A 25,371-nucleotide genomic window follows, 5' to 3' on the forward strand; every position below is an offset into this window, starting at 1 on the left:
GAACTAAAGCGGCGCCCAGGTTACTTACGCCCAGGAGTCGCTAAACCTTACACGGGCCCGATTTAGGACACGCAGGATTTCTTGGCTGCATGACAATTTCATCGGTTACCCCTTCGTCGCCATTCGTCTCACTGGACGCCTTCGCCAAAGCCGCGGAAGGTGGCCAGGATCTATACGTCGATATCGCGGGCGAAAAGCTGCAAGTGCTCGGCATGGGCGCCACGCCCAGCGGCCGCAGCGTGGCATGGGTGGCTCCCCATGTCGACACGACCGCCATGTTCGCGCAAGCGCTTGCGCATAGCTACGGCCAGGGGATCGCCAGTGCCGTGTCGCGCGAACTGGGCCTGGATCCCAGTCCGGGCAAGCCGCTGTCCGCCCGCACCGTCGCCGCCGCCATCGACATGGCGGAAACATCCAGCCATGCCCTGTCCGGCGTGGACTTCATGACCCGCCTGGCCACGTCCGCGGCCGGCAACACGCCCGCCTTCCAGCAGGCCTGCACCGATGCCGGCATCGCGCCGTCCAGCCTGGACGCTGCCCGCCGCGCCGCGCTGGACGAGTCGATGCAGGGCCGCTTCGACCAGGCCGCCCGCTCGGGCCAAAGCCCGGTATCGCTGGCCACGGCATCCGGCTGGCTGCGGGAACTGATCAAAACCGCCTAGTTTCCGCCAGCCGGAATATCGAGCTGGCGGTTTACTTGTTTTTACAAATACACCCCGAAAAACCCGACTTTTAGCGCAATATTTCGATTTTCGAAATATTGTTACGCAGCTAAGCTGCGATAATTCGCCACACAAGTAGTAACTTGTAGCTTAAAACTCGTATCTTTTCTTTCATCCCATGACCAATCCCAGCGATTGCACGCCTGCTTCCCCGGAAGCGGATATGCCGCCCATTCGCGCAGATGGCGAAGGGCAGGGATGGGACTCGGGCGATCAATACCTGCTGCGCGACCTGGTGCGTGAACACTCCACCCGCCTGCAGCGCTTCATCATCAAGCACATCGGCAACGCCACCGAGGCCGAGGACCTGGCCCAGCAGGCATTTGTCGAAGCGGCCCGCTCCTATCGCAGCTTCCGCGGCGAATCGCAACTGTCTTCCTGGCTCTACGGCATTGCGCTGAATCTGGTGCGCAACCACCTGTCGCGCGCGCCGGAACGCCGTCACGACTTCGTCAGCGACAGCGTGTTGCAGGACCATGCGTCTTCCGACCTGACTCCCGACCGCGTGCTGGAACAGAACCAGACCATGGCGCTGCTCCAGGAATCGCTGGACGAGCTGCCCGACAACATGCGCGACATCCTGCTCATGGTGGGGCTCGACGACATCTCGTACGAAGAAGCCGCCGCCCTGCTGACGGTGCCCATCGGCACCGTGCGCAGCCGCCTGTCGCGCGCGCGCTCGGCGCTGCGCGACAAGATGGCCCAGAAGGGCCTGCGGCTGGACGACTAGGACGCCTCAAGGCGCCCTGCCCGTCCCCGGCGCCGCCACCGGCATCACCTGGATCACCGGCCCCTGCGTGGCATTGGACTTGCCCTGCAAGACAGGCTGCGCCGCCGGGACGCCCTGCATCCACTCCGACACGCGCACCGGTCCGCCGCCGCCCTGCACCTCGACATTGGGTCCGAACAGGATGCGCGTGCGCTGGCCCTGCGCCAGGTCCAGATACTGTCCGGCCGTCATGGGCGTGCCGCCGGTCCAGGTCGCATCCAGCATCGGCGCGCTGTTCGCCGCGCCCGGAAGAGCCACGACCTCGCCGTTGACGGCGACAACCCTGGGCCGGATGAGGAACAGCCGTTCGCGGCGCTGCACGGTCTTGGACTTGTTCGAGAAGAAGATGCCCAGGCCCGGGATGTCTCCCAGGAACGGCACCTTGTCCACCTGCTCGGAATTCTGGCTGCTGTTGTAGCCGCCGATCAGCAGCGTCTGGTCATTGCCCACCACGGCCAGGGTGCTGATATTGCTCTTGCGCACGGTCGGCAGGCCATCGATGGGGCGTTCTTCCTGGATGCGCCCGTCCTCGATGTCCACCGTCAGTTCGACGCGGGCCCCATCGCGGGATTCGATATGGCGTGGGGTCACCCGCAGCGACGTGCCGACCGTGACGGGCGTCACCGTCGCGACGCGTTCGCCGCGCGTCTGGATGTAGAACGTATCCGACAGGTCGATCATGGCGCCCAGGTTGTCGGCCGTCAGGATCGAGGGCTGCGACAGGATGTTCGCCTGCCCGTTGGTCTGCAACGCGCGTATTCGCGCCACCAGGCTGGAGCCCACACTGACGCCGATCGTGCCCGGCGACAACGCCCCCGCGCCGTCCAGCGGCAGGCCGCCGCTGGGTGTCAACGCCAGGTTGCCATAGCCGAAGCTGGTGGTGCCCGCGCGCGCGCCCCAGGACACGCCCAGCTCGTTGACCAGGTCGGAGTTCACATCGACGATCATGGCCTCGATCTCGACCAGCGTGCTGGGCAGATCGAGCTGTTCGATCAGGCTGCGGTAGATGGGGATGCGGTCAGGAATGTCCTGCACGATGATGGCGTTCAGGCGGGCATCGGCCTGCACCGTCGGTTCACGCAGGCGCAGTCCGCCCTTGCCCGCCGGGACCGGCGCGCCGTAGGCGGCCGCAACCGTGGGCGCGCTATCGGCGGCCGGCCCGCCGTTGACCTGCGGAAAGGACGGCGGGCTGTCGCGCAAGGGCGCGGCGATGGCGGACAACGTCTCGTTGTTGTTGCCGCCGCCGCCACCCGTGATCAGGTTGCGCAGCACCGTGGACAATCCGGGCGTCACGACTTTCTGGTCGCGGTAGCTGATGGTGCGGTCGTTCACCGATGCATGCTTCAAGCGGAACACCGCCACCTGCTGGCCGCCGGCGCCCATGGGCAGCGCGGCGACGGTGCGTTCCACCAGATCCACATAGCCGGGGGGGCCCGACACCAGGGCAATGCCCTGGTCCGGAAGTTCGCCCCAGCCGAAACGCGGGTCCAGGATGCCGAGCTGCTGCAGGGCCTGGCGCAAGGCGCTGATCGAGCTGCCCATGGCGCTGACCGAACGCGTCTTCATGTCGTTCGTGCGGCTGACAAACAAGGTGCCCGCGTAGACGAACCAATTAAAGCCATACACCCCGCCCAGCCGGTCCAGGAATTCGGTGGGCGAGTTGGCGTTGAACTTGCCGTTGACGGTGCCCGACACGCTGGGACCCATCTGCAGCGACAAACTGAAGCCGCCCGCGAATTCACGCAGCAGCGTCTGCAGGTTTTCGTCGCGCGCGTAATAGCTGTAAGGCACGTTGGCCCAGTTCGGCGCGGCCACGCCCGCGCCACTCACGCCCAGCGACAGGGCTGTCGCCAGAATCATCCGCTTGAACACGCTATCTCCTCGGGTAAAAGTCCCGGAACGTTTTTTCATGCCAGCCGCCGCACCGCGCCCGCCCAGAAGGACAAGGCGTTCGCGAACGCGCCGACGGCTTCGTCCAGCGCCAGGGGGCTGCTGTCCGGACTCAATGTTTGCTGCAGCCACAGCGTGCGGCCTTGCGGATCAACCACGCAGGCAGCCGCATGGCGGCTCAGCATCCCCGCGGCCAGCTTGCCGATTTCACGCACCAGGTCATCGCGCGCCGCGCTCTGCTCGGGCAGGCCGCAAAGGCGCGAGGTCATCGCCAGCCAGCCGCTGGGCGCGGCATGCAGGTGGATGCGGAACGTGTCGTCGACCACCACGGTGAGCCGGCCATCGGCGCGCGAGGGCAAAGGCAGGCCGTGACGGCTGACGTAGGCTGAAACGAGGGGATGGACTGGGCTCATGGCTGGGATTCCGGATTCGCGGCCATCTTGCGCACCAGCCGCAACACTTCGGCGACGGGCTCGATCAGCTCGCTGGGTATGTACTGGTCGGCGGCCGCGGTCGCCATCAGGGCGCGCGCCAGCGGAATGTTCTGCATGACGGGCACCCCCGCCTCGCGCGCCGCCTTCATCATCTGTTCGGCCAGCGCGCCCTCACCCTTGGCAAGCACCCGGGGCAGCGGGGTCTCGTCGGGCTGGTAGTAGATCGCGATCGCCAGGTGGGTGGGGTTGGTCACCAGCACCGTTGCCTTGCGCGCACTGGCCACGGCGCCGTGCATCACCATTTCCTGGTGCAGATGCTTGCGCTTGTGCTTGATGTGGGGATCCCCCTCCATCTCCTTGAATTCCTGCTTGATGTCTTCTTTGCTCATCATCAGACCCTTGCGGTATTGCATGCGCTGCCAGACGAAGTCGGCCAGGGAAATCACCACGTAGGCAAACGCGATGTTCACCACCAGGGTGCGCATCATGCCGCCCACGCCCGCCTCCAGCCCTGCCAGTCCGCTGTGCGGCACCGCCATCAGTTCCGGCAGAGCATCGCGCACAACCAGCGTCACCAATACCGAGAGAAACGCGATCTTGAGGATCGATTTCAGCAGCTCCACCAGATTCTTCTTGGAGAAGATGTTTTTCAGGTTCTCCATCACGTTCAGCTTCTTGGCGGAGGGCTTGAGCTTTTCGAACGCCAGCACCACTCCCACCTGCAGAAACTCCGAGAACATACCGACGATCAGTACGATCAGCACGAAGGGCAGCACCAGCGCCACGGCTTCGCGCAGCGCGGCATCCAGCGCGGTGGGCAGCGCCTGCTCGAACGGCATGCCCACGAGCGTCGCGGGAATCAGGATCAAGCGGCCCAGGGATTCGACGATGCCGTGGGCATTGCCCAGCATGTAGCCGAACAGCGCCAGCACCAGCAGCGTCTGGGTGAAGTCCTTGCTGTGCGCGACATCGCCCTTCTGCCGCGCGTCGCGCAGCTTTTTCCCGGTTGGCTGTTCTGTCTTTTCGCCGCTCATGGCGCCCGCCATTGGTTGTCCAGGAACGGCAGCGCCGAACCGATCTGGCCGGTGGCCTCGCCGGCGTACTCGAACAGCGTGCTCATGTAGAGCACCAGCACCAGCAACGCCAGCGCGCTCTTGATGGGCATGGCCAGGAAGAACACCTGCAACTGCGGCGCGAAGCGGCTCACCAGCGCAAGCCCGACCTCGGCCAGGAACATGGCGACGATCGCGGGCGCCGCGAACAACAGGGTCAGGCGCAGGAACCGGCCAAGCTGATCCAGCATCAGCGGAATACTCTCTTTGCGCAGCGTGGGCGACCAGTCCCAAAGGTCCCACAGCCGGAAACTGTCATACAGCATGGTCAGCATCAGGGTGAAGCCGCCGCCCACCAGGAAGAACACCATGAACGCCTGGTTGAACAGAATGCCCATGGGCGACGAATCGTTGCCCGTGGCCGGATTGATCGTGGCGCCCAGGCTGGCGCCGCGCTGGTTGTCCACCACGAAGCCGACGGCCTCGAAGATCCAGAACGGAATGGCCACGAGAAAGCCCATGACCATGCCCACGAAGACCTCTTTGACCACCAGCAGCGCGATCTCGACCGTGCCCAGTTCCATGACCGCGTAGCGCGGGGCCAGCGCCGGCACCAGAATCAGGCCGATCGCCGCGCACATCGCATAGCGCAGCATGCCGGGCAGCAGCTGGCGGTTGAACAGCGGCAGCATCGCGCACAGCGCCAGGATCCGGGGCTGCGTCAGCGCGAGCGTGCCCAGGAAAACTTTTGCTTCAGCGTAGGTGATGCCGGAGATCATGGGCAGCCCTAGTGGATCTTGTAGAAAAGGTCGAACACGGAAATCGTGAAGTTGTAGAGCTCTGTACTGAGCCAGCGCGCCGTCAGCATGATGGTGGCGAATACCGCGATCAGCTTCACCGCGAACGACAGCGTCTGTTCCTGGATCTGGGTCAGCGCCTGGAACAGCGAAAACAAGGTGCCGACGATGGCCGCCACCGCGATCGGCGGCAAGGACAGCCACAGCACCAGGTACAGCGCCTGGGTCATGTAAGAGACGAGATCGACGGTTCCCATGGCGCGCTCAGCTATAGGACAGCACCAGGCCCTGGATAAGCCGGGTCCAGCCGTCGACCATGACGAACAGGAAAAGCTTCAAGGGCATGGATATCGTGACCGGCGACACCATCATCATGCCCATCGCGAGCAGGATGTTGGACACGATCAGGTCGATGATGACGAACGGCAGGTACAACAGGAAGCCGATCTGGAAGGCGGCCGTCAGTTCGGACACCAGGAACGACGGAATCAGCACCAGCAGGTCGTCCTGCTTCAGGTTGCGGGCAGCCTGCTCGCCCCACAGTTCGCGCGCCGTGCGCACGAAGAAGTCGCGCTGCTCGGGCCGGCTGTTCTTCATCATGAAGGCGCGCATGGGCTCCGCGCCCCGGGCCACCGCGTCCAGAATGCTTTCAAGCCGGTCCGGCGCCGGCGCGCCGGGCGCGGCCATGCCGGAAGTCATGCCGGGAGCCGCCATGCCGGGCGCCGCCGCCGCGGGAGGCGCCCGCAGTTCGTCGCCGATCTGCATAACCACCGGTCCCATCACATAGGCGGACAAGATCAGCGCCAGGCCGTACAGCGCCATGTTGGGCGGCACCTGCTGCACGCCGAGCGCGTTGCGCACCAGCGTCAGCACCACCGCGATCTTCAGGAACGAGGTGGTCATGACGGCGGCCAGCGGCACCAGCGCCAGCAGCGCCAGGACGACGGCCAGGCTGATGGGATCCGCGGCGCCGCTCATGCGCCCGCCTTGCCCAGCGCGCGCAGCGTCACGCCTATCCTGCCATCGATTTCGACCAGCTCGCCCGTGCCCAGCAGCGCCCCGTTGGCGCGCACGATGACGGGACCATCGGCCAGCGGGCGCTCCAGGTCGAAGGTTTCGCCGGGCTGGAGCTGGCGCAGCTCGCCCAGGGTGAGGTGGCGCTCGCCCAGCTCGAACGTCAGGCGCACGGGAATGGCGTCGATATCGAACGGCGTCTGGGCGCCGGGCTCGGCGTCGGCCGGCGGTTGAGGCGTCTCGGTCATAAGGGAAGTCCAGCCTTGGGTAACGAGGTATGAGGATTGTTCGGGACGCACGCGCAGGCCTTGCGCCCCCGCCGTCAGCCAGAGTTCGCCTTCCGGCGAGACCAGGTAGTGGTCCAGGAAGACCGTGTCGCGCGCTTGCAGGGTGCGCAGTTCGGCGGCCGGCACGTCGGTCCAGCCCAGGCGGGCGCCGACGCGTACCGGCACCGCGTCCACCGCCATGCCGTTGTCGGCCGGTGCCGCGCCGCTGATCAGGCCGGCCAGCAGCATCAGGCCCAGCCCGTCCGTTTCCAGGCTGGCGTGGAGGGTATCGCCATTGGCGGGATTGCGCGCGGTGAGCGTCCAGGCCTGCGGCAGCGGCGTGGGCGCGCCGCCCATGGCGACGACGCGGGCCGGGCCGCCCGGCGACGATGCGCTCAGGGCCGCCATCGCTTCCGCCAGCAGTGTCTCGATAGCGGTCGCGGCCAATGGCGCCGGCATGGCGCCGGCGTCCAGGCCAGGCAGCCGGGCCGCAAGCCAGGCCTGGATGGCCGAAGGCGGCAGCCCCACCCGCAGGCGGGCGCCCGCCCATTCCAGGTCGGCGGACAAGGTGGCCGACTGGCGTATCGCGTCCGGCACGCCCGGCGTGAAGCCGAGGCGCCAGGCGGCGGGTTCGGCGTCCGCGCCGGCCAGCGGCGCCAGGACGACCCGCAGGTCGGCGCCGTGATGCGCGATCAGCGAGCGGGCGCGCGCTTCATTGCCGGTCAGGCGGGGCAGCGGATAGGAAGGCAACGGATTATGCGTACTGGCGGTCATGGGAATTCAAGGGGAATCAGCGGGACGGCGCCGGGGCATCGGTCTCGGCCAAACAGGGATCTTCCGGGTCGTCCGTGCCGACACGCACGCGGGTCGGCCTGTCCAGGCTCTCGGCAAGCTGCGCGGCCAGATCGGGCGCCATCTCGCAGAGCCGCTCGCGCGAACGTTCATTGGCGCAGGTGAAATCCGCCACCGTGCGGCCTTCTTCTTCGTAGACGGATACGCTGACGCCCGGCAGCACATCGTCTTTCAATTCGACCCGGACCTGGCGGCGCCCCTGGCTGCCGTCGGCAACCAGCAACTGCTCGGCGGTTTCGCTCAGGGCCTGGGCCAGGGATTCCGACTGGCTGTCGCCGGCCGGAACCTGCGCGCGGGCGTTCGCGCCGAACAGCGCGAACGGCGAGGATGCGGCGGGCGGCTCGGGCGCGGCCTCCGCCTCGCCCTGCGACATCGCACGCTCGAAGGCCTGGCGGTCGGCGTCGCTCGCCTGGCGTCCGGGGGCGTGCCCGCCGGAATCCGCCATCGTCCGCGTGCCCTGCGAAATGGCCGTCTCCAGGCCGATGCGTCGGTCGATGCTCATGCCGGCTCGTACTCCTCGTGCTGCTCCCAGTCCTCGCGGTCTCGCGAGACCGACGCGGCTTCTTCCATTTCCAGGTCTTCCTTTTGCTCCAGCGCTTTCAGGTGCTCGTCCAGATGGATCCGCGCCAGCTCCACGAACTTTCCCGTCAGCCGCACCGCGTGCTGATGCTGCTGGCGGCTGGCGGCCAGCGCCTTGTTTTCCTGGTCGAGCTGCTGCGCGGCGGCTTCCACCGCCTGCTCCCGCTGGCGCTCGCCTTCGCGCAGCCCCGCCACGCCCTGCAGCACGTTTTCGATTTCGCGCACGCGCACCACCCGGCTGCACAGGTCGCTGTACATCGCCTGTTCGCGCCGCTCGGCCTCGTCGCGATAGGCCACCAGCGCGGCGTCGGTATCGCGCTTGGCGGCGTCCGCCTCCGCGTGGCGCAGGCGCTGACGCGACACGGCGATCTCCGCCTGCCCTTCCCGGAAGCGCTTGATGGCCAGCAGTTCGTCGAAGACGCTCATCAGGCCCCCACGATCTCTGTCATGCGGGTCAGGGCCTCGGACAGGCTCGCGCGTTCATCGGTGCGCTGCTTCAGAAAGGTGTTGATCGCGCCGATCTTGTCGATGGCCTCGTCGGTGACGGCATCTCCGCCCCGCTTGTATTCGCCGATCTTCACCAACAGCTCAACTTCCTGGTACTTGGCCATCAGCTCGCGCAGCCGTCCCGCCGCCCGTTTGTGTTCGGGCGTGATGACCGCGTTCATCACGCGGCTGGCGGAGGCCAGCACGTCGATGGCGGGATAGTGGTTGGATGCCCCCAGCTTGCGCGACAGCACGATGTGGCCGTCCAGGATGGACCGGGTCTCGTCCGCGATGGGCTCGGTCATGTCGTCGCCTTCCACCAGCACGGTGTAAAGCGCGGTAATGGAGCCGTGCTCGTTCATGCCCGCGCGTTCCATCAGCTTGGGCAGCGTCGCGAACACCGACGGCGGATAGCCGCGGCGCGTCGGCGGTTCGCCCGCCGCCAAGCCGATTTCGCGCTGGGCCCGCGCAAAGCGCGTCACGGAATCCATCAGGAACAGCACGCGCTTGCCTTGATCCCGGAAGTACTCGGCAATGGCGGTGGCGACGTAGGCCGCCTTGGCCCGTTCCATCGACGACTTGTCGCTGGTGGCGCAAACGATCACGCTCTTGCGGCGGCCCTCGCGGCCCAGTTCGTGCTCCAGGAATTCGCGCACCTCGCGGCCGCGCTCGCCGATCAGCGCCACCACGGTCACGTCCACGTCCGCGCCCTTGACCAGCATGCCCATCAAGGTGGACTTGCCGCCCCCCGCCGCCGCGAAGATGCCCATGCGCTGGCCTTCGCCGCAGGTCAGCACGCCGTCCAGCGCCCGCACGCCCAGCTCCAGGGGTTCCGAGATGATGCGGCGTTTGAGGGGGTCGGGCGCTTCCGCGAACACGGGATAGAACTTGCTGGCTTCCAGCGGCCCCAGTTCGGCCTCGTCCAAGGGGCGGCCCAGGCCATCCAGCACCCGGCCCAACAGGCCCGGCCCCACCGGCACCATGTGGGCGCGGCCGGTGGGTATGACTTCGGTCGCGGTCGAAATGCCATACATGTCGCCGATGGGCGTCAGCAGGGCCGCGTCGCGCGCGAAGCCCACCACCTCGCCCTTCATCTCGAAGTTCTCGCCGGGGTTGCGCAGGATGCATACCTCTCCCACCTTCACGGTGGGAACCACGGCCTTGATGATCGTGCCGATCACCTGCGTGACCCGGCCCTTGATGCGCAGGGTCGGAGTATCCTGCAGCGCCAGGCTCATCATCTCGGCGATGTAGTCGAACTGGCGCATGGTTAGATTCTGCTTCCCAGCGTGCGCTGGAAGGCCTGGCGCAGCGCCTGGATCTGGCCTTCCAGGCTGGCTTCGACCATGCCGATTTCGCTTTCCAGGATGCAGGCGCCGCGCGCCAGGCGGCCGTCGGCCAGGATGTCCAGATAGCCCACGCCGGGATAGGCGGCCAGCAGGTCGTTGATCTGTTCCCGCACGGTGTCGACTTCGGCCGGGTTCAGGCGCAGCGTCATCTGCTTCTGGTTGCGCACCACGGCCAGCGCATTGCGCACCACCACCATGACCTTCTCGCGGTCGTCGAAGCCGTCGACGACCTTGCGCACCGCCGCCATCACCAGCTCGACCATCTCATTTTCGACGCCGGCGAAGTACTCGACCGTACGGCCGACGGTCTCGATCATCTTCTCGGCCTGATCCAGCAAGGCGGACTCGCGGCCTTCGTCGTAGCCTCGCCGGCTTTCGGCGTCGAACGCGGCCTGCGCGCCGCCGACGATCGCGTCCGCCTGCTCGCGCGCCCGCGCGAGCAGGGCGTCGGCGTCGGCCCAGGCCGCCTGGTCCGCGGCGCGCAGCACGCGCACGCCGGGATCGATCCGTCCCGCCAGCGCGCGGGGCGTCAGCGGAGCGCGGGGAATGAGGAATGCCATAGGGGATCCGTGTTCTTCAGTATCGACAACCCAAGCGCAAGCGCTTCGGCGGCGGGCAGGGGAGAATCCTGGCCGGGCAGTTCGGGCAGTTTCAGTTCGGCGCGCAGCAACATTTCGGGGCCCGCTTCGCTCAACGCGGCCCGCAAGACGCCCTGACCCAGCGTGTCCACGGCGGCGGCGGCCTGTTCAACCGGCCACGCCGCGCTTTCCGGCAGGCCGGCGTGCAGCTTTCCGGCAGTCCGGCGCGTGAACTCCATCAGATCGGCGCCCAGGCTGCCGATCAGCAGGCGCACCTCGTCGCCCGCGATGGCGCGGCGCAAGCGGGGGCCGCACAGCACCGCGCCCAGGCGCCGCGCGCACTGCGCCAGCGCATCGGGGGCCAGCAATGCCAGCGCTAGCTCGGGCCTTCCGGGGTCGGTCACGGGACGTTCGAGCAGACCCAGCGACAGCAGGATTTCACGCGACCAGTGCCGGTGCCAGGCGCCCGCCAACGCGGGCGCGGCGGCCAGCGCATCCAGGATCGCGGGCGCCACGAACGCGGCGTGGCGGCTGGGATGCAGGGTGCGGCTGGGAAGCTGGTTGAACGCAACCAGCCGTCGATCCAGCACGCCGGCCGCCGGCGTCATGATCCACGCGCCTCGTGCGCCGGTTCGCGCCGGACCGGCGTGCGGGCCACGGGCTTGCCATAACGCCACAGCAGCAGTCCGATCGCGCCGGCCAGCGCCAGCACCAGCAAGGCCAGCGCGACCAGCCATGCGGTCAAGGCGCTGGCCGAGTCTTCCGCCACTTCCACGCCCATCACCTTGCGCGTGGCGGCGCCGGCCGCGGCGGATGCCGCCGCCGGCTGCGCCGACACCAGCGCGATCGACACCCGGTCTTCGGTCAGGCCAGGAATGGCATGCGTGACCAGCTTGCGGATCTGCGGCTGCAGGGCGTCCAGGTTGTAGCCGGTCTGGTGCTTGATGAACACGGCGGCGGTCGACGGCGTGGTGGTCTCGCCCACGCCGCCGCGCTCGGGCAGCACCACGTGGACGCGGGCGGCCAGCACGCCATCCATCTGCGACAGCGTGTTGGTCAGCTCTTGCGACAGCGCATAGATGTAGCGGGCGCGCTCTTCCAGGGGCGAGGACACCAGGCCTTCCTTGCGGAAGATCTGCCCCATGCCGTCGAACCGTTCCCGGGGCAGGCCGCGCGCGCGCAGGATATCCAGCGCGCGGGCCACCTGCTGGCCTTCCACCGACACCGACACCCCCGTCTTGGTCGTGGCCTTCTGCGCCGAGATGCCCGCGTCCAGCAGCACCGACAGCACCTCGTTGGCCTCGCTTTCGTTGGCGGCGGAAAACAGCTCGACGCGCGATCCGCAGGCCGCCAGCACCAGCAGCAGGCCCAGCAGCAGATAGCGCAGACGGCCCAGCAGCGCCTGACCCTGGCCGCGCGCCGCCGCGCCGGAAGAAGAGCATGAAACGTATGGCATTACGACATCCTGACTAGCGAATCGATGTTCTGAGTGGTGCGCGACACAGCCTTGCTGACCATTTCGTAGTTCACCGATACATGCAGCAGATCCGCCTGCAGCCGCATCATGTCGGCCACGGAGGGCTGCGTGGCCATCGCGTCCAGCCGGCCCGAAATGCCCTGCCATTTTTCGGCGTATTCGGTGGTCGTGCTGCGCAGGCTGGACAGAATCTGGTTGCCCAGCGTCTGCGGCGCCGCATCCACGGGCGCCGCAAAGGCGGTTTGCAACGCCGCCTGCAGGCCGGTCAGCGCGGGCGCATCCACGTCGGGCGCGTTCATGACCGCATTGAAGCGTTCGGTGGCGAGTTGCGCGGGCGGGGTGGCCGGCGCGTTCAGTATGGGCGGCAAGGCGGCCGAGAGCGCGGCGATTTCCATGGTCCCTAACTCCTGTAATCAAGATGGCAAGCAACATCGGCGCGCATGTCAGGCGTCCTGCGCGGGCAGGCCGAGCAGGCCGCGCGCCAGCGTGGCGCCATCGCCCTGCCCCTGCGCGACGGCTTCGAGCAAGCGCCGGCTTTCGCCATTGCGGCCCGCAAGCTGCAGCGCGAATCCGCGCCAGGCGTCCAGCAGCGCCCGCTCACCGGGGTCCGCCATGGCGGCGGATTCCAGCAGCGCCACGGCGTCGGGCGCGCGGCCTGCGTTCAGGCAGGCGACCGTCAGGCCGATCAGCGGGTAGGCTGCCGCGGGACGAAGGCGGCGCAGGGCGTTGAATATGGTTTCGGCGCGGGCCGCGTCGCCCGCGCCCGCCGCCAGGAAGCCGACTTCGGTCAGGAGCCGGGCGTCGTCCGCCGCAAGCGCAAAAGCCGTCTCCAGGGAGACGGCTTCGCCCGCGTCGGCGGAAACCGAAATATCGGCGCTATCGTTCATGTTTCATGACGCGGCCTCGCGCGAAGAAAGTTGCAAAAGCGCGCCGGCCCGCAGCCGCACGTCGTCGGGCGTGCCCGGCGTGGACAGCAGTTCCAGCGTGCGCCGCGCCTGGTCCATCTGACGCAAGGCAAGCTGGCACTCCGCCACGCGCAGCGCGGTCGGCAGGGAATCGGGATACAGGGTGAGCGCGAGCGAATAGATGTTGATCGCCTCGTCCGCCCGACCCAGCATTTGCAGGCATACGCCCAGGCCGATCAGATAGTGCTTGCGGGTAGGCCCGTACTGGGCCAGGAAGGCGAACATGGGCAGCGCTTGCGCATATTGCTCCTGCGCCACCTGGGCGTAGGCCAGCGCATACACGACCTCGAGCTGTTCGGCCGTCAGCCTGCGGCTGGACGGCAAGCCCTCCATGCCGCGCAACAGCGCTTCGCCAAACTCACTGCGTTCAATTGCGGTATCGGCCATTTCCAATCCTTGCTGCGTATTCGTTTGCGAGGCGGCGCCACGGGCGCCGTGTCCAGGGTGATCCATCAGACGGCCATGCGCTTGCCGATGTTCGCGGTGATCTGCGACATGCTGTCCGCCGTCCCGTTGATCATCTGCGTCACCATGCGCAAGCCTTCTTCCATCTGCTGGATCACCTTGGTGATCTCCTCGCGCGATTCTTCCATCCTGGCCTGGAGCTTGCGGGTGATGGCGTCCAGTTCCTTCTTGTCGGCCTGGATGTTGTCGGCCTGGTTCTGGGTCTTGGCCACGTCCATCTTGACGGCACCCTGCGCGACCTGCGTCGCCCCCTGGGTGATCTGGCCGGCGGCGCCCACGATGCGGGCCGCCGTGCTGACCGAACTGGCGCCTGCCGTGACGGCGATGGTGACCACGCCCACGGCGATGGTCGCCGCCATGGCGAAGGCCATCGTCACCGCCATGGAAGTCTTCGGGTCGGCGCCGGCCAGTTCGGCGATGCCGCCCGCCAGCCCGCCGATCAGGCCGGGTTCGATCAGCAGCATGGCGGGCGAGGACAGACCCACCAGTCCCGCCACCACCTTGCCGATGCGCTGGGCGGTTTCTTCGCTGACGCCGCAGGCCTGCAGGAACTTGCTGGCGATGGTCGTCATCAGGTTGCCCAGGCTGATCTCGGGGCCGCCACATTCCTTCGATATCTGGTCCGCCAGCGCGACGGTCGAGCCGATCAGGGCCATCACCGCCAGCGCCAGCAGCGGCGCGCCCGCCCCCCCGGTGGCGACGGTGCCGGCGGCCAGCACGGCCACCGCGATCGCCGAAAACACCAGGGCCGCGATCTTGCCGATCCAGCCGAAGATCTTGCCGAGCACGCCCTTGCGGTCCGCTTCCTCGCACTTCTTGACGTAGTCCTGGATCTTCTGGAGCTGCGCCTCGTTGTTCTTTTCCATCTTGGTGCGCGCCACCGACAGGTTTTCCTTGGCGCTTGCGACCTGGGCCTCGTCGGATTTCGACCGGATGCTGCGCAGCAGGTCGATCATGTCGTTGGCCGAGAACGATTGCGGCGGCGGCTGCAGCGCCGGCGCCCCGTTTGCGTTGAACACGCCGTCGCCGCCGCTCCCGCCCGCATCCTTCGCACCGGGCAGGGTGCCGGCCATGCCCACAAAGGCATCCAGCAGCTCGCGGACCTTGGCGGCGCCCGCGGCGCCCTGGGACGCGCCCGCGGCCGCTTCCTGGATCCCCACGCCGCCGGGCAGGGGCGCGCCGCCGATGTTGGGAGAGTTGGGGGATATGGAGCTCATGTCGGAATCCTTTACGGCACGGGGGCTCAGATGTTGCGGGCGATGCCGCGATTGGTTTCCATGCGGGACTGCTCGATGGCGGCGAGCTTCTCGCGCACGTCGCGGATCACGTCCATCATCTGCTGGGCCAGTTCCGAGGCCTGCTGCATACCCGATTCATGCACCTTGGACTGCGCTTCCAGTTCGGCCTTCTTCGCGTCGTGCTCGGCAGCCTTGCGCTCCTGGCTGGCATTGACCATGGAGCCGATGCCGCCAGCGATGCCCGACACGCCGCCGCCCATATCCGATTGCCGCTTGGCCTGCGACTCGGCGAACGGGCCGTTGCCGGCCAGGGTGCGGCCCTGCATGACGCCGGCGCCGACCTGGGCGAGGCCGCCCGCGATCTGGAATGCCCCGGCCACCATGGCGCCCACCATGCGATCCTGCGCGGCGTTGCGCATCTCTTGGGCGGCGTTCTTCAGGGCGCCGACCTGCGCCTCCATCTCGCTCTGGCGGACTTCGCGCGCCGAGGTCCGCATGGTCTGCGCCATCTGCTGGAACAACGCCATGAAGGCGTAGATGTCCGTCTGCACGTCCTGTTCGCTCAGCCCGTGGAGCTGGTTCAGCGTGGCCGCCACGTCCGCGCCCAGCTTGCCCTCGGGGGCCTGCATATGGCGCACGCCGCCCACGGAGTCCTGCAATTGCTTTTCGATGGTGGCGGAGATCTGGGCCAGCGCGGCCGGATCCACATTACCCGTGGCGCCCAGCGCACCCATGAGCTTCTGCTTGAGCGCTTCGTTCTCGGCCGCGATCTGTTTCGCGCTTTCCGTGATGTTCTTGATTACGTCGGGCGACGCCGGCTTGATCAGGTCGTCGAGATTCTGCATCGGGAGCGGCCCGCCGCTACCTACGGAAATGTTCGTCATGGAATGGCTCCAGTATCTTGGTTCGACGCCGCCGGGCGCCGGTCAGGGTTCAGGCCGGCGGCCCCGAAAGCGCGCGGCGCAGGACCTGCGCGCGGGCCGCCAGCGTGGCGTGCTGCGGCTCGCCGTCGCACATCGCCGCCACGGCGTCCAGCGCCTCGATGGCCTCGTCGCGCCGGCCCATCTCGACCAGGGATTCGGCGCTGTGGTACAGCGGCGCGGGGTCCAGCGGATTCGCGGCGATGGCGGGCAGGTACTGGCGCATGGCGTCCTCGTGCCGCCCCAGCATGCGGCTGGCGGCGGCCAGGGCCAGGCCATAGCGCGGCTGCGTATGGTCGTAGGACACCAGCGCCGAGAACACCTTGAATGCCTCGCTGTAGCGCTGTTGTTCATACATGGCGTAGCCCAGCGAATACATCGCTTCCAGTTCGGCCTGCGTCAGTCCCAGCACGTCGCCCAGCTTGCCGCCCGCGCGGATGTAGCTGGCCAGGCCGCCAGTGGCCTCTTCCATGGCCGCGGCCAGGTTTTCAGCCAGCGCGGCGTTCTCTTCGGCATCCAGACTCATGTGGCTCTCCTTTTCCCCGGGGCGTCCGTTCCTTCAGACCATCGGGCGCATTTTCTTCACGCCGCCCGACGGCGCGCTGGCGAAGCTTTGCCGCGCCATTTCCTGCGCCACCTCGGTCTCGATGGCTTCCAGGTCCTGGCGGAACAGGGCCTCGGCCTCGGCCTTTTCCTTCGGGCCCAGGCGGGCGGCGGTCACGGCGCGGACCTTTTCCGGGTCCAGCCCCTGGTCGCGGTAGAAGTCGTCGGCGCGTTCCAGCGCGCGGCGGGCGTCGCCCAGCACGCGCTCGGCTTCGGCATGGATCTGTTCGGGGGTCTTTTTCTGGCTCATGTCTTCGTCGCGATTCAAGGTGAATGGGAAAAAATCAACGCATATTGCCGATGATGGAAGACCGGCTGTCCTGCATCTTCTTGACGAAGTTCGTCATGACGTCGAAGGCTTCGTTGCGCTTGTTCGACATGCTCTGCAGGCGGGACATATCCATCTGCTGCGTGTTCGACAGCGCATCCACCTTGTTCTTGATGGCCTGGATGGCGGTGTCGATGCTGCCCTTGGTGACCTTGCTGATGCCGCCGTCGATCTGCAGCTTGTATTTGTCGGTGTTCAGGTCCATGCCCGCGTCTTCCATGGCCTTGAACATCGCGTCGCGCATCTGGTTGTAGCGGTTGTCGTTTTCGGTGCCGGCCTTGTTCCAGTCGGGAATGCCTCCGTCCTTCATGGCCGTGTTGCCGTCCTTGCCCGACTTGAACAGCCCGGCAAGGGCATTCAGGCTGTTCATGGCGTCGTTCAGCTTGCCGATCTGCGTGTTGCGCGCCTGGACTTCACTGATCTGGTTCTGCAACTGCGCATCCAGCAGCTTGACGCGTTCGCCTTGCACCATCATCAGCGCGGTTTCGAGGTCCATGCTGGACAGGTCGATCTGCCCCACGCCGGCGGCGCCATTCGAACCGTTTACTGTGGTCATTGCCAATCTCCGAGAATTTGGTCATCGTCCGCGATCCGGGGACCGCGCCTGGGTGCGCGCCAGCCGGACGCCGCATACCGTGTAAGTAACGGGCCCGGGCCGGGAGTTCCACGCGGGGCGGATTATTTGTCCGCCCCGGCCGCGCCGCCCGCCCCGGGATATCCGCAGGGCGTCAGCGCATGTTCCCGATGATGCTGGACCGGCTGTCCTGCATCTTCTTGATGAAGTTCGTCATCACGTCGAAGGCTTCATTGCGCTTTCCGGTCATGCTCTGCAGGCGCATCATTTCCATCTGCTGGGTATTGCCCAGCGCGTCGACCTGGTTCTTGGCCGCGGCGATGTCGCTCTTGTTGGTGTCGACCGTGGCGGCGTTCTCCTTGATCTTGGCTTCCAGTTCCGCGACCTTCCCGCCGATCTGGTCAACCCAGCCCTGCACGACGCGGCCCTTGGCATCCATGGTGCCGTTGCCGTCCACGTCGCGGGGCTCATCGGCGCCGGACGGCACGGTCAGCCCGGACGCCTTGATCTGGTCCAAGGTTGCGTGGGACAGCGCCTTGTCGTCGCCCTGCCCCCAGGACAGGCCGTACCAGCCCTCGGAATCCGGGCATTTGCTGGCCGCCAGGCGCCCCTGCAGATCCTTCAATTCAGCGATCTGGGCCTGCATCGACACATTCGACGACTCCAGCTTCAGGTTGTCGGCCGACTTGGCGGTCATGGATTCGTTCAGGCCGGCCATCTCGGCATTGCGCGCATTCACGGAATCGAGCTGCTGGCGCAGCGAGTCTTCCAATAGTTGGGTCCGTTGGGTCTGCACCGCCATCAGCGCGGTCTCCAGATCCATGCTGGACAGATCCATGCCCGAGACTCCACCTACACCCACTCCGGCTACCGAGGACATCGCTTTCTCCTTGAATTAGTTGCGCTACCAGCGGGACGCCGGCCCTGCAGACCCAGGGTTAACCCTTGCGTTCCCGGCATTTGCGGCGGCGACGCTGCCGCCGTCCGCCTCCACCCCGTGTTCGTAACGCTTGCCCCCTGCTTGGTTCCACCCGGAATGGATGGAACCTTTTCCGCCGTGCCGTTACTACCACTGACTACGCGCGGCCTGTGTCGGCTGCCCTCACGCGCCTTATGAACCGTATCGAAGCTGGACTGCCCTCTTCCGCCTTTTCCTCGACGACCTCGCATGCCGATGTTCAGCACGGCCAGCAGCAGGTCGGCACGATGCTGGGCCAGGCAACGGTCGCGGTGGCCGGCGAGTTCTCGCTGGCGGATTCCGCCGAAGAACTCAGCCTGCACATGGCCGAGAAAACCGAAGACAAGCACCACTCCGAGCGCAAGATGCGGGGCGACGCCCCGCTGCAGACGCTGAGCACCGAAGCCATCCTGGCCTATCTGGCCGGCACCCATGACGCCGACGCCCAGGAAAAGCTGGTTGAACTGGCGCGCTTCCTGCTGGGCGGCAAGGGCGATCCCCGCCAGGCCGCCGGCCGTGCGTTCGGCGACGTGTCGCAGCAGTACCTGGGCCTGCAATACGCGCTGCGCCAGGGCGAAAGCGAGGGCGCGCCCGAAGACGTGCTGGACGGCCTGCGCGAAGCGCTGGCCGATCTGGAACTGGAAAGCGGTCCGCAGATCCGCGCGGGCCTCAACACCGTCAGCGCCGCCTCCGCCTATGCCGAGGACAGCCGTGGCGTGGCCGAATTCCAGCGCACCTACCGCGACGTGGTGCTGGGCGAATCCTCCCTGGCCAAGACGCTGGCCCTGGCGCTGGAGCGCTTCGGCGGCAAGGATGTCGGCCGGGGTCTGCAGCAACTGATCCAGGCCCTGGGACTGGATCTGGCCGCCGCGCGCCCGTCCACCAGCCCCGATCGCCTGCAGTCCCTGATGCAGGATCTCTATCAATTGGGCACCGCCGTCACCGTCCTGGACGGTTGCGCGGAACTGGCCGCGAAACTGGAGCGTGACCATGGCAAGGCCCTGGACACCGAACGGCTGATGCAGGACCTGGTCAATGTCAGCAACGAGAAATGGGTCTCCGAGGCCCGCTTCTCCGGGCTCGCGGGCTCGCACGGCGTCGTCACCGTCGAAGGCCGCATCGCCTTCCTGGGCGGCGTGCGCGCCCTGCTCAAGGACCTGCCCGTGCAGGTCTACGCCGACGCGGACACCCGGCAATCCGTCCTGAACGCCGCACAACAGGCCCTGGACACGGCCATCGACGAGGAATACGAATGAACAGCCTGGACCGCGCGCTGGGCGCCTTCGGCGAAGACATCGGCATGCCCGGCCTGGCGCTCGGCGCCGGCGGCAACCTGGCCCTGCAGCTCGACTCGGGCCGCCGGGTCGCCATCGAGCCCGCGGGCGAGGAAGTGCTGGTCTATGTATCGGAGCCCGTGCCCTACGACGCGTCCGAGCGTCTGCAGAAGGCTTGGCGGCGCGCGCATTTCTCGCGCCTGGACGGCTGGCCGGTGCAGACGGCGCTGCGCGAGCAGGACGGCGTGCCGCGCCTGCTGGCCGTGACGCGGCTGGCGGCCGCCGACGCCAGCGGCCACAAGCTCCGGCAGGCCGTCGAGCATCTGTCGCGCTGGCTCGATGCCGCGCGCGACGACTGAACACGGGACACGGAACCATCATGTCCGACATCCGCATCAACGGCCTGGCGTTCGACCGGGGCATAGACAGCATTTCGTACACGGGCCGCGAGACCGGCGGCCAGCAGCTTCCCGAGCGCCATGAACTCACGCCTCCCGCCGACGGCGTGCGCGCGCAGCTCGCCCAGTTGCTGGACAAGCCCAATACCGCCCGCTACCTGGATGAACACCTGCGCCCCGCGCTGGACAACCGCGACCTGCTGATGCCGGGAAAATTCCAGCACGCCCTGCAATCGGCGCTGGACGGCCTGGCCGCCGCGGCGGAACAGACGCAGCACCAGAGCCAGGACGACGCCCGGGTCCTGAACCGCGCGCTGCGCCTGCTGAAGGACGAAGCCGGCCTGCGCGAACTGGTCACCATGTACCGAAGCGCGCTGTACCAAGGATGAATGCCCGATGCCCCTGACCCACGAGGCGCGCGAGCTGCTCAGCCTGCTGGCGTATGTCTACCTTGAAAACAACCGGCCCGAGAAGACCGCGGTGCTGCTGAACGCCCTGCGCGCGCTGGGCCTGGCCGAACCGCGCCAGCTCGCCACGCTGGCGCTGGCGCAACTGCGCGCCGGCAAGCCCGAGAACGCCCTGTCCACGCTGGATGGCCTGGCCATGCAGGGCGGCATCGACGCCCCCTTCCACCTGATCCGCGCCCAGACCCTGCTGTCGCTGGAACGCCGGGACGAAGCCGCCGCGGCGATGCGCGCCTACGTCGCCCTGCGCCCCGCCGCCACCGCCTTGCCCACCGAGACCGTGTCCCCTTGAGCCGCACCATGCAAGCCCTCAACCGCGTCGTCGCCGCCGCCACCAGCCGCAACGATATCGTCCTGGCGATTCTGATCGTCTCGATCATCTTCATGATGATCCTGCCGCTGCCGACCACGCTGGTCGACGTGCTGATCGGCGCCAACATGACGCTGTCGGCCATCCTGCTGATGGTCGCCATGTACCTGCCGTCGCCGCTGGCGTTCTCGTCGTTCCCGTCGGTGCTGCTGGTCACCACCCTGTTCCGCCTGGGCATTTCCATCGCCACCACCCGCCTGATCCTGCTGCAGGGCGACGCGGGCCACATCATCGAGACCTTCGGCAATTTCGTCGTGGGCGGCAACCTGATCGTGGGCCTGGTGGTCTTCCTGATCCTGACCATCGTGCAGTTCGTCGTCATCACCAAGGGCGCGGAACGGGTGGCCGAAGTGGCGGCGCGCTTTTCGCTTGACGCCATGCCGGGCAAGCAGATGTCGATCGACGCGGACCTGCGCGCCGGCACCATCGACATGGACGAGGCCCGCAAGCGCCGCACCATCGTCGAAAAAGAAAGCCAGCTCTACGGCGCCATGGACGGCGCCATGAAGTTCGTCAAGGGCGACGCCATCGCCGGGCTCATCATCGTCGCGGTCAACCTGCTGGGCGGCATCCTCATCGGCACCATGCAGCGCGGGCTCACCGCGGGCGAGGCCGTGCAGGTCTATTCCATCCTGACCATCGGCGACGGCCTGATCGCGCAGATCCCGGCGCTGTTCATCGCCATCTGCGCCGGCATCATCGTGACCCGCGTGCAGACGGGCGACGGCCCCTCCAACGTGGGCAAGGACATCGGCGCGCAGGTGCTGGCGCAGCCGCGCGCCCTGCTGATCGCGGCGGCCATCGCCGTGGGCATGGGCCTGATCCCCGGCATGCCCACGCTGACCTTCCTGGCGCTGGCCGCCGTCGTGGGCACCATCGGCTTCGTGCTGCTGCGCGGCACGCGCAAGGTGGTGGACGAGAAGACGGGCGAGATCACCGAGATCCCGGCGCTGGCGGCCGATGGCCAGAAACCGGCCGCCAAACCCCGCAACGACGGCAGCGCCGAATTCGCGCCCACGCTGCCGCTGATGATCGACGTGGCCGCGCACCTGCAGCGCAGCTTCGACGCCGACGAGCTGAACGAAGAACTGCTCAAGATCCGCCGCGCGCTGTACTTCGACCTGGGCGTGCCGTTCCCCGGCATCCAGCTGCGCTTCAACGATGCGCTGCCGCAGGACACCTACAACATCCTGCTGTCGGAGGTGCCGGTATCCCAGGGCAAGCTGCGGCCCGGCGCGGTGCTGGTGCGCGACACCGAACAGAACCTGCAGGCGCTGCAGGTTCCCTATGAAACGGACAAGCGCTTCCTGCCCAACATCCCCACCATCTGGGTCAACGCGGACCTGGCGCCCACGCTGTCCGCCGCAGGCATCCCGTTTCTGGATCCGCATCAGGTGCTGACCTGGCACCTGGCATTCGTGCTGAAGAAATACTCGTCGGATTTCATCGGCATCCAGGAGACCCGCTTCCTGCTCACCGCCATGGAAGACCGCTTCCCCGACCTGGTGAAAGAGGCGCTGCGCGTGATGCCGGTGCAGAAGATCGCCGAGATCATGCAGCGGCTGGTGTCCGAGGACATCTCTGTCCGCAACCTGCGGGCGGTGCTGGAAGCACTGATCGAATGGGGCCAGAAAGAGAAGGACACCGTGCTCCTCACCGAATACGTGCGGGTGTCGCTCAAGCGCCACATCAGCTACAAGTACTCCACCGGCCAGAACATTCTGCCCGCCTACCTGCTGGCCCCGAACGTCGAGGAGACCGTGCGCGGCGCCATCCGCCAGACCTCGGCGGGCAGCTACCTGGCGCTGGATCCCAACGCATCCAAGAAACTCGTCGACAACATCAAGCGCGCCACCGGCGACCTGAGCGCCACGGCACAAAAGCCGGTGCTGCTGACCTCCATGGACATCCGCCGCTATCTGCGCAAGATGATCGAACAGGATCTGTACGAGCTGCCCGTGCTGTCCTACCAGGAGCTCACGCAAGAGATCAACGTGCAGCCGCTGGCCAGGGTGGACCTGTGACCGCGCGCCACAACGGAGCCCCCGCATGAGCGAAGCGCTGGAACTGCGCGTCCTGAGCGGCCTGCATCGCGATGCGCGCTGCCTGGTGGAAGACGGCTCGGTGCTGGGCGCCGATCCCGCCTGCGACATCGTGCTGGCCGACGACGGCATGGGTGCGCGCGCCGCGCGCGTGCGCATCGGCGCGGGCGGCTGGGATCTGGCGATCGACGGCGGCCAGCCGGACGCCTTGCCCGGCACGCCGTTCAACCGGCCGGCGCCGTTGGGCCCGGTGTGGATCACGGTGGCGCGCCGCGGCGATCCCTGGCCCCAGGTTCCCGACGCCGCCAGCGGCGCGCCGGATGCCGCAACTACCGCCACCACGACCGCGGATGCCCCCTTCGTCGCGGCCGCAGCCGCGCCGGCCTCGCCGGACACCGCGCCCGGGCCGGCCCCCACGGGCGCTTCCGACGAGGACAGCCTGCTCGAACGCCGCCTGCCTATGCCGCCCGCTCACGGCAGGCGCCGCAAGCGCGACTCCTGGCCGATGGCGCTGGGCCTGGGCGCGGTATTGCTCACCATCATCGTGGCCATCGCGCTGGCGCTGATCCCGCCCTCCACGGCCAAGCGGGCCCCCACGCCGGACCCGCGCCTGGCCGCGGCCGAAAAATCCATGGGGCAGATATCCGCCGTGTTCGAGCGCATGGGGCTGGCCTCGCGCCTGCACGTATCACTGTCGCGCGACGGCACGGTCACCGTATCGGGCTGGGTGCGCAACGCGGGCGAACAGGACGCCGTCGCGGCGTCCCTGTCGCAGATCTGGCCGATGCCGGCCATGCGCATCAGCAACGAGGACGAGGCGGTGCGCACCGCCCGCGCCGCGCTGCGGGCCTTCAACGTCAAGTACGAGCCCCAGTACCAGGGCGACGGCCGGCTCAACATCGCCGGCATCGCCAGCAGCGCGCGCGAACGCGCCTCCGCCATGGACGCGCTGCGCGCGCAGCTTCCCGGCATGACCGTGCTGGGCAATGACATCGTGCTGACGCAGCAGTTGAGCGATACGTTCTCCAGCCAGATGGTGGACGCCGGACTGTCCGGCGTCACGCTCGCCTGGAAGGCCGACTACCTGGACATCGCTCCGGGTGCGCTGGATGACGATCAGCTTCAACGCCTGCAGGACCTGGTGGACGACTTCAACAAGCATCATCTGGGCGTTGCCCGGATCGCCGCCGCCAGCGCCGCCGCGCCTGCCGACAGCGTGCCCTTCATGATCCGCAGCGTCGTCGGCGGCCCCCAGCCCTTCATCGTGCTGGAAGATGGCAGCAAGCTGCTGGTGGGCGGCGTCTACCGCAAGTACCGCCTGGTCACGGTGGAAAACACACGCATCATCTTCGAGGGGCCGCGCAATGCGATCGTGACGCGCTGAGCGTCCCGGTCCCTATCGCCGCCCACACCACAACCGACACCCGCCGCCCATGAACACGCCCGCCGCCCTGACCGAACTCGAACACCGACTGGCCGCCCCCGGCGGCGCCGAACTGAGCGCGTCGCTGGCCGAGCGCCTGACGCAACTGGAACACGCCGCCCGCGCCCGCATGGCCGCTGGTCTGTCGCCCGCCGCCTTTCAGGACTGCCTGGCCGTGGCGGAGGCCGCCCAGGCGGCCCGCGCCGTCCTGGCGCAGCGGTCCTCTCAACCTGTTTCGGATGCCGGCGCCGCGGTGCCGCCGTCCGCCTTCACTTCCCTGTCCCGCTAAGGAGACGCAGCATGGCAATCAACGGTCTTTCCGGCTCGTCCGGCCTGAACTTCAACTCCGTCAACAGCACGATCTACGACAGCATTCGCACGCAGGAAACCAACCTGCAATCGACGCTGGCCAACATGGGCACCAATGCCGACGGCAGCGTGTCCCAGGCCCAGATGCTGCAAATGCAGCAACAGATCCAGCAATGGACGATGATGATCGACATCCAGAGCACGATCACCAAGCAGATCGCGGATTCGCTGAAGGGCGTGATCCAGAAGTCCAGCTAGGGATGCGGGCGGCGCCGCCGCCCCTATACCGACTGCATCATGAAGGCGGGGTTGCGCCGCAGCGCGTCCACGTCGGGTTCGGCGCGCGCGCTGCGCGTCTCCCAGGCCTCGACCTGGCCCAGCAGGGCGTCGATCGCGGCCATGAGGCTGTCGGCGCGGCAATCGGCGCGCGGCACGCCCAGTTGCAGGTGCATGCGCCCGTCGGGCGCCGCGCAGGCGACCACGCCGCCGCCGGCCTGCATGAAGTTGCTTTGCGCTGCCAGCAAGGCCTGCGCATTGTCCATCTTGCCGCCGACCGCGCAGGACAGCAGTATTTGCGCGCGCGCGCCATGTTCCATGAGCTGCACCAGATGCCGGCCGTCGAATGCAAGCTGGCACAGGCCGCCTTCGGCAGGCGCGAGAGCGGGTATGCCCAAGGCCTGGCCGAGTTCGGAGAGTATCCGGGCGAATAGGGGATCTGACACGGTACGGGCTATGCGAGGCGCCGCGAAACACCAGCGGCAGGTAGGCAGGAGAG

Annotated in this window: 33 protein-coding genes; 10 read left to right on the plus strand and 23 right to left on the minus strand. The window is 67.4% G+C overall.

Annotated elements, in window-relative coordinates; genetic code table 11:
• Positions 1-89 precede the first annotated feature (89 nt).
• Complete coding sequence (locus tag ASE30_RS24790) at positions 90-662, plus strand: hypothetical protein (protein ID WP_057286918.1); 573 nt, start codon at positions 90-92, stop codon at positions 660-662.
• 223 nt (positions 663-885) lie between these two features.
• Entirely contained in the window at positions 886-1,452 is a 567-nt protein-coding gene (locus ASE30_RS24795; protein ID WP_235515344.1) for an RNA polymerase sigma factor, read from the plus strand.
• 6 nt (positions 1,453-1,458) lie between these two features.
• On the opposite strand, the gene sctC is transcribed toward ASE30_RS24795, so the two are convergent.
• The 22 genes from sctC to ASE30_RS24905 all read right to left on the minus strand — a co-directional run bounded on the left by sctC (position 1,459) and on the right by ASE30_RS24905 (position 18,238).
• On the minus strand, positions 1,459-3,351 hold the full coding sequence (gene sctC / locus ASE30_RS24800) for a type III secretion system outer membrane ring subunit SctC (protein ID WP_057287064.1): 1,893 nt from the start codon (positions 3,349-3,351) through the stop codon (positions 1,459-1,461).
• Between the two features lie 47 nt (positions 3,352-3,398).
• Positions 3,399-3,794: a CesT family type III secretion system chaperone gene (locus ASE30_RS24805; protein ID WP_057286920.1), complete on the minus strand. Its 396-nt coding sequence runs from the start codon at positions 3,792-3,794 to the stop codon at positions 3,399-3,401.
• Positions 3,791-4,849, minus strand: a complete 1,059-nt coding sequence (gene sctU / locus ASE30_RS24810; RefSeq protein ID WP_057287065.1) for a type III secretion system export apparatus subunit SctU — start codon at positions 4,847-4,849, stop codon at positions 3,791-3,793. The genes ASE30_RS24805 and sctU overlap by 4 nt, the downstream gene beginning before the upstream one ends.
• Positions 4,846-5,646, minus strand: coding sequence for a type III secretion system export apparatus subunit SctT (gene sctT / locus ASE30_RS24815; protein WP_057286921.1), 801 nt, complete (start codon positions 5,644-5,646; stop codon positions 4,846-4,848). The genes sctU and sctT overlap by 4 nt, the downstream gene beginning before the upstream one ends.
• A gap of 8 nt (positions 5,647-5,654) precedes the next feature.
• Entirely contained in the window at positions 5,655-5,921 is a 267-nt protein-coding gene (gene sctS / locus ASE30_RS24820; RefSeq protein ID WP_057286922.1) for a type III secretion system export apparatus subunit SctS, read from the minus strand.
• 7 nt (positions 5,922-5,928) lie between these two features.
• Positions 5,929-6,642 carry an EscR/YscR/HrcR family type III secretion system export apparatus protein gene (locus ASE30_RS24825; protein ID WP_057286923.1) on the minus strand — a complete coding sequence of 238 codons (714 nt, stop codon included), beginning with the start codon at positions 6,640-6,642 and terminating at the stop codon, positions 5,929-5,931.
• Positions 6,639-7,718, minus strand: coding sequence for a type III secretion system cytoplasmic ring protein SctQ (sctQ, locus tag ASE30_RS24830; protein WP_057286924.1), 1,080 nt, complete (start codon positions 7,716-7,718; stop codon positions 6,639-6,641). The genes ASE30_RS24825 and sctQ overlap by 4 nt, the downstream gene beginning before the upstream one ends.
• Before the next feature lie 16 nt (positions 7,719-7,734).
• Complete coding sequence (locus ASE30_RS24835) at positions 7,735-8,298, minus strand: hypothetical protein (RefSeq protein ID WP_057286925.1); 564 nt, start codon at positions 8,296-8,298, stop codon at positions 7,735-7,737.
• Positions 8,295-8,801 (minus strand): type III secretion protein, encoded by a 507-nt coding sequence (locus ASE30_RS24840; RefSeq protein WP_057286926.1) that lies wholly within the window; start codon positions 8,799-8,801, stop codon positions 8,295-8,297. Before ASE30_RS24840 ends, ASE30_RS24835 begins: the two co-directional genes overlap by 4 nt.
• Positions 8,801-10,129: a type III secretion system ATPase SctN gene (sctN, locus tag ASE30_RS24845; RefSeq protein WP_057286927.1), complete on the minus strand. Its 1,329-nt coding sequence runs from the start codon at positions 10,127-10,129 to the stop codon at positions 8,801-8,803. The genes ASE30_RS24840 and sctN overlap by 1 nt, the downstream gene beginning before the upstream one ends.
• A gap of 2 nt (positions 10,130-10,131) precedes the next feature.
• Entirely contained in the window at positions 10,132-10,770 is a 639-nt protein-coding gene (locus ASE30_RS24850; RefSeq protein ID WP_057286928.1) for an HrpE/YscL family type III secretion apparatus protein, read from the minus strand.
• Positions 10,740-11,396 (minus strand): SctK family type III secretion system sorting platform protein, encoded by a 657-nt coding sequence (locus tag ASE30_RS24855; RefSeq protein WP_057286929.1) that lies wholly within the window; start codon positions 11,394-11,396, stop codon positions 10,740-10,742. The genes ASE30_RS24850 and ASE30_RS24855 overlap by 31 nt, the downstream gene beginning before the upstream one ends.
• Positions 11,393-12,244: a type III secretion system inner membrane ring lipoprotein SctJ gene (gene sctJ / locus ASE30_RS24860; RefSeq protein ID WP_057286930.1), complete on the minus strand. Its 852-nt coding sequence runs from the start codon at positions 12,242-12,244 to the stop codon at positions 11,393-11,395. Before sctJ ends, ASE30_RS24855 begins: the two co-directional genes overlap by 4 nt.
• Entirely contained in the window at positions 12,244-12,660 is a 417-nt protein-coding gene (gene sctI / locus ASE30_RS24865) for a type III secretion system inner rod subunit SctI (RefSeq protein ID WP_057286931.1), read from the minus strand. The genes sctJ and sctI overlap by 1 nt, the downstream gene beginning before the upstream one ends.
• A gap of 48 nt (positions 12,661-12,708) precedes the next feature.
• The gene (locus ASE30_RS24870) at positions 12,709-13,152 is read right to left on the minus strand and encodes a tetratricopeptide repeat protein (RefSeq protein WP_057286932.1); all 444 of its coding nucleotides are present in this window, start codon (positions 13,150-13,152) and stop codon (positions 12,709-12,711) included.
• Between the two features lie 3 nt (positions 13,153-13,155).
• Complete coding sequence (locus ASE30_RS24875) at positions 13,156-13,617, minus strand: tetratricopeptide repeat protein (RefSeq protein WP_057286933.1); 462 nt, start codon at positions 13,615-13,617, stop codon at positions 13,156-13,158.
• 65 nt (positions 13,618-13,682) lie between these two features.
• Positions 13,683-14,912, minus strand: coding sequence for a type III secretion system translocon subunit SctE (gene sctE, locus ASE30_RS24880; RefSeq protein ID WP_057286934.1), 1,230 nt, complete (start codon positions 14,910-14,912; stop codon positions 13,683-13,685).
• A 26-nt stretch (positions 14,913-14,938) separates the two neighbouring features.
• On the minus strand, positions 14,939-15,817 hold the full coding sequence (gene sctB, locus ASE30_RS24885) for a type III secretion system translocon subunit SctB (protein WP_156407753.1): 879 nt from the start codon (positions 15,815-15,817) through the stop codon (positions 14,939-14,941).
• 49 nt (positions 15,818-15,866) lie between these two features.
• Positions 15,867-16,379 (minus strand): SycD/LcrH family type III secretion system chaperone, encoded by a 513-nt coding sequence (locus ASE30_RS24890; RefSeq protein ID WP_057286936.1) that lies wholly within the window; start codon positions 16,377-16,379, stop codon positions 15,867-15,869.
• Positions 16,380-16,412: 33 nt separating this feature from the next.
• Positions 16,413-16,706, minus strand: a complete 294-nt coding sequence (locus ASE30_RS24895) for a hypothetical protein (protein ID WP_156407754.1) — start codon at positions 16,704-16,706, stop codon at positions 16,413-16,415.
• A 34-nt stretch (positions 16,707-16,740) separates the two neighbouring features.
• On the minus strand, positions 16,741-17,340 hold the full coding sequence (locus tag ASE30_RS24900; protein ID WP_057286938.1) for a hypothetical protein: 600 nt from the start codon (positions 17,338-17,340) through the stop codon (positions 16,741-16,743).
• A gap of 172 nt (positions 17,341-17,512) precedes the next feature.
• Positions 17,513-18,238 carry a hypothetical protein gene (locus tag ASE30_RS24905; protein ID WP_057286939.1) on the minus strand — a complete coding sequence of 242 codons (726 nt, stop codon included), beginning with the start codon at positions 18,236-18,238 and terminating at the stop codon, positions 17,513-17,515.
• Positions 18,239-18,471: 233 nt separating this feature from the next.
• Between ASE30_RS24905 and sctW the strand changes: the two genes are divergently transcribed.
• Genes sctW through ASE30_RS24945 form a run of 8 tightly spaced genes read left to right on the plus strand, consistent with a single transcriptional unit; the run spans position 18,472 to position 24,854 of the window.
• On the plus strand, positions 18,472-19,572 hold the full coding sequence (gene sctW, locus ASE30_RS24910) for a type III secretion system gatekeeper subunit SctW (RefSeq protein WP_057286940.1): 1,101 nt from the start codon (positions 18,472-18,474) through the stop codon (positions 19,570-19,572).
• The gene (locus tag ASE30_RS24915; RefSeq protein ID WP_057286941.1) at positions 19,569-19,949 is read left to right on the plus strand and encodes a hypothetical protein; all 381 of its coding nucleotides are present in this window, start codon (positions 19,569-19,571) and stop codon (positions 19,947-19,949) included. Before sctW ends, ASE30_RS24915 begins: the two co-directional genes overlap by 4 nt.
• Before the next feature lie 20 nt (positions 19,950-19,969).
• Positions 19,970-20,377, plus strand: a complete 408-nt coding sequence (locus ASE30_RS24920; RefSeq protein ID WP_057286942.1) for a hypothetical protein — start codon at positions 19,970-19,972, stop codon at positions 20,375-20,377.
• Between the two features lie 7 nt (positions 20,378-20,384).
• A complete protein-coding gene (locus ASE30_RS24925; protein WP_057286943.1) occupies positions 20,385-20,744 on the plus strand; it encodes a M48 family metallopeptidase in 360 nt (119 codons plus the stop codon).
• Positions 20,745-20,752: 8 nt separating this feature from the next.
• Positions 20,753-22,846, plus strand: coding sequence for a type III secretion system export apparatus subunit SctV (gene sctV / locus ASE30_RS24930; protein ID WP_057286944.1), 2,094 nt, complete (start codon positions 20,753-20,755; stop codon positions 22,844-22,846).
• Positions 22,847-22,871: 25 nt separating this feature from the next.
• Positions 22,872-24,248, plus strand: a complete 1,377-nt coding sequence (gene sctD, locus ASE30_RS24935; RefSeq protein ID WP_057286945.1) for a type III secretion system inner membrane ring subunit SctD — start codon at positions 22,872-22,874, stop codon at positions 24,246-24,248.
• Positions 24,249-24,297: 49 nt separating this feature from the next.
• Positions 24,298-24,576, plus strand: a complete 279-nt coding sequence (locus ASE30_RS24940; protein ID WP_057286946.1) for a hypothetical protein — start codon at positions 24,298-24,300, stop codon at positions 24,574-24,576.
• 11 nt (positions 24,577-24,587) lie between these two features.
• On the plus strand, positions 24,588-24,854 hold the full coding sequence (locus ASE30_RS24945) for an EscF/YscF/HrpA family type III secretion system needle major subunit (RefSeq protein ID WP_057286947.1): 267 nt from the start codon (positions 24,588-24,590) through the stop codon (positions 24,852-24,854).
• Between the two features lie 23 nt (positions 24,855-24,877).
• On the opposite strand, the gene ASE30_RS24950 is transcribed toward ASE30_RS24945, so the two are convergent.
• A complete protein-coding gene (locus ASE30_RS24950) occupies positions 24,878-25,318 on the minus strand; it encodes a type III secretion system chaperone (protein ID WP_235515345.1) in 441 nt (146 codons plus the stop codon).
• Positions 25,319-25,371 lie beyond the last annotated feature (53 nt).

This window comes from Achromobacter sp. Root83, assembly GCF_001428845.1.
GTDB lineage: Bacteria > Pseudomonadota > Gammaproteobacteria > Burkholderiales > Burkholderiaceae_B > Achromobacter.